This window comes from Flavobacterium sp. (genome assembly GCF_025352425.1).
GTDB lineage: Bacteria > Bacteroidota > Bacteroidia > Flavobacteriales > Flavobacteriaceae > Flavobacterium.
Window position 1 is genome coordinate 20059 of sequence record NZ_JANXTI010000046.1, and the last position, 7029, is coordinate 27087.

Consider the following 7029-nt stretch of genomic DNA (forward strand, 5'->3'; position numbering starts at 1 on the left):
TATTTTAACATGTAAATCGTCAAAGAACCCAATTAGAATAGAAAAAAAATATCAGTATATGTTAAATAAATTTAGAAATGCAAATCTTGAAGCAAAAAACATAATGAACACAAATGTTATTGATAATTATTCGAAAATCAAACCATCTCTATTTTTTTTACCCCTATCTTTTTTAATTACAATTGTTTTGTTTCTCTATAGTCAAAACGCTTTGTCTGTTGATAAATATATACAAATTCAAAAGAATTATTTCTATTTTCTTAATTCAAAATTATCGCAATTTCCAAATACAATATATAACCTTACTCAACTTGGAGATGCCTTAATTTTTTTATCATTCTTAACCATTTTTATAGTGTATGCTCCTAAAATATGGGAGTCATTACTATCAGCCTCCCTTGTTTCAGCTATATTTTCACGTGTACTAAAAGACCTGTTTCATGTGCCAAGACCTGCTGAAGCGTTTGATAGAAACAGTTTTGTTATTATTGGAAAAACATTACCCGGATTTAGCAGTTTACCATCAGGACATTCCATTACAGTTTTTACAATACTTACCGTTTTGCTGTTTGCCTTTATGCCCAAAAAGCTGAACTATAAAATTTTATGGAGTTTTTTAATAATCATCGCAGGATTAATCCTTGTGTTTACAAGAGTAGGTGTTGGAGCACATCATCCTCTTGATGTTATTACAGGCAGCATTATTGGATATATATGCGGGCTTACAGGTATTTTTATCAGTCGAAAATATAAAATTTGGTCTTGGATTAACAATGAAAAATACTATCCTATTTTTATTTTATTGTTTCTGATTTGTTGTATTGTTTTAATAAATAAGATAATTAATGAAAATCTAATCATATTTTATTTGTCTTTAATTAGTTTAATTGTCTCACTTTATAAGATAATATATGTTTACGCTAAAAAATAATTTTAAAATAACTCATTTTGTTTTACTATTGAGTTCTCTCAATTTTTTATTCTTTCATCTCCCATTTTTCAACTTTGTCTTTAATAACGTTGATTATAAAAGTTTAAACGGCATTGTTCTTATTATTAGTTTAATGATTCTAATGTTGGTTTTAAATGCTTTTGTTTTTTACCTGATTTTTTTCCTGTCTCGTTTTGTTGGAAAATTTTTACTGGTCTTATTCTTTATTGTCAATTCAATTGCGGTTTACTTTATCAATACGTATAGTGTTATAATAGACGAAAGTATGATTGGTAATGTACTCAATACCAAATATGAAGAAGCTAGCAGTTTTTTTTCCATAAAATTAATTGTATACATCATTCTGTTTGGAGTTATTCCCAGCATTTTTATCATTAAAGCTAAAATAATAAGTGTAACATGGAAGAAGTTTTTAATCACCATTTCGCTTACCCTTTTATTTATTCTGACTTTAGTATTTGCGAATGCTACCAATGTGTTGTGGATTGATAAAAATTCAAAAACATTAGGCGGGCTTGCTATGCCTTGGTCTTATACCGTAAATATTTCACTTTTTTATGTTCATCAATACAAAAAAAATGAAAAAGAGATTTTATTACCAAATGCTACAATAAAAGATAATAAGAAATCGGTTGTCGTTTTAGTCATTGGTGAATCGGCAAGAAGCCAAAATTTTTCTTTGTACGGATATAAGAAAAACACCAATCCACTACTTTCCAAAACACCTAATTTATTTCATTTTAATGCTAACTCTTGTGCTACTTACACTACGGCAGGTGTAAAAGGTATTTTAGAACATAAAAACACGGATGATTTATATGAAATTTTGCCTAATTATTTATACAGAAATAATGTAGAAGTTATTTGGAGAACCACAAACTGGGGAGAACCGCCAGTTCATATAAAAAATTATCAAAAACGAGAGGTTTTAATGCCAAATTGTAAAGGTGAAGGATGTGATTACGATGAAATTCTTTTGACAGGACTAAAAGAGCAAATACTAGCCAGTAAAAAAAATAAAATATTGATAGTATTGCATACCAGTACAAGTCACGGACCTACCTATAGTAAAAAATATCCACCTCAATTTGAGACTTTCAAACCAGTTTGTAATAGTGTTGAATTAGGAAAATGTTCTCAAACAGAACTAATCAATGCTTATGACAATACTATTGTTTATACGGATTACATTTTGTCTAAAGTAATTGAAAATTTAAAACAATTGAAAGAGTATAATAGTGCCATGATTTTTGTTTCAGATCATGGAGAATCGTTGGGAGAAAACAATCTGTATATGCATGGGTTGCCTATGAGTATTGCTCCTAAAGAACAATATGAGATTCCTTTTATCGTTTGGGTATCTGATAGTACAAAACAACTCAAACCTAATAAAATATTGTCTCAGAACTATGTGTTCCATAGTGTTTTAAATTTTTTAGGCATACAAAGTCCTATATATAATGAGAAAATGAACATATTTAAATAATTTATTCTTCCTTACTACTTATATAAACTGAAATAGGTAACGCTTTTGTAATGACTTTTTAAAGAGTCATTATTCTCAATAAAATATTCTTTAGCAAAAATTAAAGTACTTTTACACCTCGAATAAAAGTTGTATGGGAATAGATTTTTGCAATGAATTGGTTATGTTGCTTCCATTATTATAGTGCTTTCGATGATGATGAATTCTATCATCAAGTTTAGATGGATTAACCTATTTCCTGGATTTTCCTATCAACCAGACGAGAATACGATGAGTTTTTTTATTTTTAGAAATATGTCGGTAGCAGGATTTTTTTTGCACACCGAGATAATCAAACCGAACTTCACGTCGATTTAGATTATGTGTTACCGGAATATTAAGATTTTAAAAACGGTAAATATGTTTATTTCCAATTTAAGAAAAGTTTATCGATGCCGAATATAACAGCATCATTGCAGCAGGAAACAATGTGAAATATTTCAACTATCTAAAAAAGCTTGTATTTACGGAAGTGGTAACGGCTATATTCACCAAGGATTTGTATACCAAAAACTTTCTAAAACTGAAAATAGATAAACGAACTGCCACTTTCCTGCGCCCAAATAAGTAACAGCAACATCACCGACCATACAATGCTTAACCAAACCCACGAAAGTTTGTAAGCAACTTCCAGTATTTTGGTATTCCGTAAAAACCAATGAAACATCACTATAAGCGGAATGATAATGGCAACTTTCAAAATGGCTAAAGTGGTTAACAGAGGTTTGCCATCTGCCATACCAAACATAGACTGTAGTATTGCCCATGAGCTTACAAACGTTTTTGAGCGGAAGAATACCCAAGTAATATTGACCAACATAAACGTTAGTATTGCATACCAAAAGTTGGTTAGCGAATTAGTTGTTACATTGCTTTCAGGCTTCACCCGTCTCCTATCTTTAAAGAATTTTTCCACCCAAAGATACAAACCGTGTAATCCGCCCCACGCCACAAAAGTCCAATTGGCTCCGTGCCATAAGCCGCCTAATAGCATCGTCATCATTAAAGCAAAATACATTTTGGCTTTCCCGTTACGACTTCCTCCTAAAGGAATGTAGAGGTAATCTCTTAACCAACTGGATAAAGTAATGTGCCAACGACGCCAAAAGTCTGTAAACCCAATAGCTGCATAAGGATAATTAAAGTTTTGGGGCAATACAAATCCAAGACAAAGTGCCACGCCAATAGCGCAAGTAGAATAACCGGCAAAGTCTAGAAAAATTTGACCGGAAAAGGCAAAAACACCTATCCAGGCATCTAACATTGGTAACTTATCGTGGCTGTCAAAAACAGAATCCGCAGTAGACGACAACATACCATCTGCCAGAACTACTTTCATAAACAACCCTAAAGTCAGTAGCAGTAAACCATCCATCATTTGCTTGCGCGAAGCTACTCTTGGACTTTCAAACTGAGGCACTAATTGTGGCGGCCTAACAATTGGACCTGCAACTAAGTGGGGAAAGAAAGTCACAAACAAAGAAAAATCCAATATTGATTTAACGGGTTTGCTTTCTTTTTTATACATATCAATTGTATAACACAAAGTTGTGAACGTATAAAACGAAATTCCTGCCGGAAGAATAATATTTGGTTTAGCCGGATTAAAATCAAATCCGACCACATGGCTTAATGCGACAAAGTTGTCTAATAAGAAAGTGCCATACTTGAAGAAACAAAGCATTCCCAAGTTACCAATCAAACTAATAACAAGTAGTAGTTTCTTTTTATGTGGATTCTCCTGAGTGTATAACGCTCTACCGACATAAAAATCAATAATGGTGGACATCCATAATAGCAAGATAAACGGCGGGTTCCAAGCAGCATAGAAAATATAACTGGCCAACAGTAAGTTTATTTTTTTTGTTTTCCAGGGAATTGGTAAGTTGTGCAGAAAAAGTATCAGTATAAAGAAAGCGACGAATGTATAGGAATTGAATACCATAATTGCTTGGGTTAGTTAGTTTGTGGATTATTGGATTGCAAATCGGTAAAGCCTTTTTGTTTACTCAATTCATTAAAAAATGCTTTGGTAAAGATTTTAGCATCTGAAACTTTCAAATGCGAAAATTCAGGACAATCAAAATGATTCATAGCCGGATAATCCATAAAATGTATTCCCGGGCAATCTGTTTGTTCTAGCAATCTTTCCCAATACTTAACCCTAGGAAAACCCATACCTTCTCTTTTATAATAATCTCCACTCGATGGCGTTCTCACAAATACTACTTCTCCACCTCTTGCTTTTATTTTATTTATATTTTCTTTCACAGATTTAAAGATTGCATCATAGACTTGCGGTGGCGTTGGTGGTGCGCTCATCGCCATCTTGGCAAAGAAAACCCAATTGCCTTTTACCTGATTACGTTCAGCAGTGTTTGCTACAAACTCTTCTGTCATGTAGTGTTGTCTTCCAAAAGTAACCATTGAAAAATTTCTCGGGAAATAAGGCATTACAAAAACTCCGGGCCTGCTTTGTATTCCTAATCCATCAAGTTGTGCATTTAACGAGAAATAATTCTTATTTAAAAACACAAACTGCGATTCAAAGATTTTGTTTAATTCAAAACTTGTACGTTGTGCGGGAGTTCGGTCATGATAGTATTTTATATCTTTAATAGCTGTTTCCATATGTGGCGGTGCCATAGAGAAAAACAATCCTTCGGTAACATCAATAACTAACTTACCTTTAAAATTTGGGTCGTTAGCCAAATCTTCCAGAATAGGCCGTGGACAACTTCCTTCAATAGCTAATTGTATCGGATGAACATTGGTTAAACTCTTCCATGTAGCTTGGTCAAGATCATACTTGATGCGGGACGAACCAATAAAAACGATAGCTTTATCCGATGGTTCATAGACCATTGCTCGTTTATCGGACCAAAGCGGCGGACCATCATCATAATCTATAATAACGCCTTTGTTTCGTAAATAAATTTCAAAGCTTAAGACAACAGTGACTACAATAACTAAAGCTAAAATAGCCGATTTGAAAAGATTTTTTTCATTCATAATGTTACAGTTGAGGTGACATAGCCTTATAAAATCTAATCAAAAGGGGAAATGATTAATATTGATTTTATTTGTATCAGTTTCAAATTTAACAAATTAATTATTTGACACATTAACAAGCAATTTTATTTATGAACTATATTCTTGTTAATAAGTTAGTCTAGTGTCAACCCTTTTTTGGATTAATAAAAACCGAAACTATTTCTTGAAACAGTTTCGGTTTTAGCATTATTCGGCAGTAACCGGATTAATTATTGCCTTGACTTCAGAAATGCTATTGGCAGGAAATCCGCCTTGGCTGGCATGCTCTTTTATTAGTTGTTCATTGGGTGCAATGTAAACACAATAAATCTTGTCATCTGTAACAAAGCTTTCCACCCATTGGATTTGTGGTCCTAATTTACTTAAAACTCCACAAGAGGTTTGTGAAATTCCTTTTAGTTGCTCTGGAGTTAAATCGCCTGCTCCCGGAATTTCTCTTTCAATAACATACTTTGGCATAACTTCTTATTTTAATTAATACTGAATTTATTTTTATTGATTTAAGTCAAGCTTTATCACCAAAAATGACTATTGCACTTGAATCAATTTGGACATTCCCATCAGGATATTTTTCATTTACGAGTTGATATACTTCTTTTTTGATTTTTTCTTTCATTGCATCGTCTGCTTTACTCAGTGCGGAAACAATTGGTGCGGCGACTTCGGTCATCATATTCCAATAAACATCTGTGGTGGTGCATTTTAGTTTTCCTGTAACTTCACGTTGAGAGACATTGACAAATCCGGCTTGTTGAAATAAATCTACAATAAGATTGTCTTTGGCACAACGAAACATTCCCGGAGACCCTAGCGGTGGTGGTGGTAATTCCATATTTCTATTTATTGTTCCCATTGCTGCGGTTACCCAAAAGTTTTTTTCTGGTCCATTCCAAACAGCAGTAGCTATTCTTCCTCCGGGTTTCAAAACACGTTGCATTTCCTTGGCAGCAAGAAGCATATCGGGGAAAAACATAAAACCAAATCGACAACTTATGGCATCAAATGTATTATCTGAAAAAGGCAATTCACAAACATCACAAGCTTGAGTTTCAATATTCTTTATGTCTTTAAGTGTCGCATTTTCACGTGCTATTTCGAGCATATCATCTGATAAATCGGTGATTACCACTTTGCCATTGGCAACAATTTTTGCAATAGTCAATCCGGGCTCGCCTGTACCGGCGGCAATGTCCAAAACGTTATCGGTATCTTTTAACCTTAATAGTTTAATAATTTCATCGCCCATTGGCTGTAGAAAATCCATCATCAGGTCGTCCCATTTTTTCCATCCCGGAGAAAATTTGTTCCATGAAGCTTTTTGTTGCTCACGGATTTCTTTTAATTGTTGTTGCATACTATTAACCCGTTGGGTGTAATTATTTGAAGTAAAATAAATTGATTAGATATTGGTCAAGATACTGAAATTCAGTATCTTGATGTCGCCAAACAAACCAATATCTATGTCAAATATAGTAAAAAATTATTTTAGAGTTTTAGA

General features: G+C 33.1%; 6 protein-coding genes. 2 read left to right on the forward strand and 4 right to left on the reverse strand.

Annotated features, from left to right (window positions below):
* Positions 1-103: 103 nt before the first annotated feature.
* Positions 104-931 carry a phosphatase PAP2 family protein gene (locus Q0Q99_RS06690; RefSeq protein ID WP_293893319.1) on the forward strand — a complete coding sequence of 276 codons (828 nt, stop codon included), beginning with the start codon at positions 104-106 and terminating at the stop codon, positions 929-931.
* Positions 912-2438, forward strand: coding sequence for a phosphoethanolamine--lipid A transferase EptA (gene eptA / locus Q0Q99_RS06695; RefSeq protein WP_293893306.1), 1527 nt, complete (start codon positions 912-914; stop codon positions 2436-2438). Before Q0Q99_RS06690 ends, eptA begins: the two co-directional genes overlap by 20 nt.
* 556 nt (positions 2439-2994) lie before the next feature.
* On the opposite strand, the gene Q0Q99_RS06700 is transcribed toward eptA, so the two are convergent.
* The 4 genes from Q0Q99_RS06700 to Q0Q99_RS06715 all read right to left on the reverse strand — a co-directional run bounded on the left by Q0Q99_RS06700 (position 2995) and on the right by Q0Q99_RS06715 (position 6885).
* Positions 2995-4422, reverse strand: a complete 1428-nt coding sequence (locus tag Q0Q99_RS06700; RefSeq protein ID WP_293893308.1) for an MBOAT family O-acyltransferase — start codon at positions 4420-4422, stop codon at positions 2995-2997.
* Between the two features lie 11 nt (positions 4423-4433).
* Positions 4434-5489, reverse strand: a complete 1056-nt coding sequence (locus tag Q0Q99_RS06705; protein WP_293893311.1) for a hypothetical protein — start codon at positions 5487-5489, stop codon at positions 4434-4436.
* A 228-nt stretch (positions 5490-5717) separates the two neighbouring features.
* Positions 5718-5990, reverse strand: a complete 273-nt coding sequence (locus Q0Q99_RS06710; RefSeq protein WP_293893314.1) for a DUF4242 domain-containing protein — start codon at positions 5988-5990, stop codon at positions 5718-5720.
* Between the two features lie 46 nt (positions 5991-6036).
* Positions 6037-6885: a class I SAM-dependent methyltransferase gene (locus Q0Q99_RS06715; RefSeq protein ID WP_293893316.1), complete on the reverse strand. Its 849-nt coding sequence runs from the start codon at positions 6883-6885 to the stop codon at positions 6037-6039.
* Positions 6886-7029: the final 144 nt, after the last annotated feature.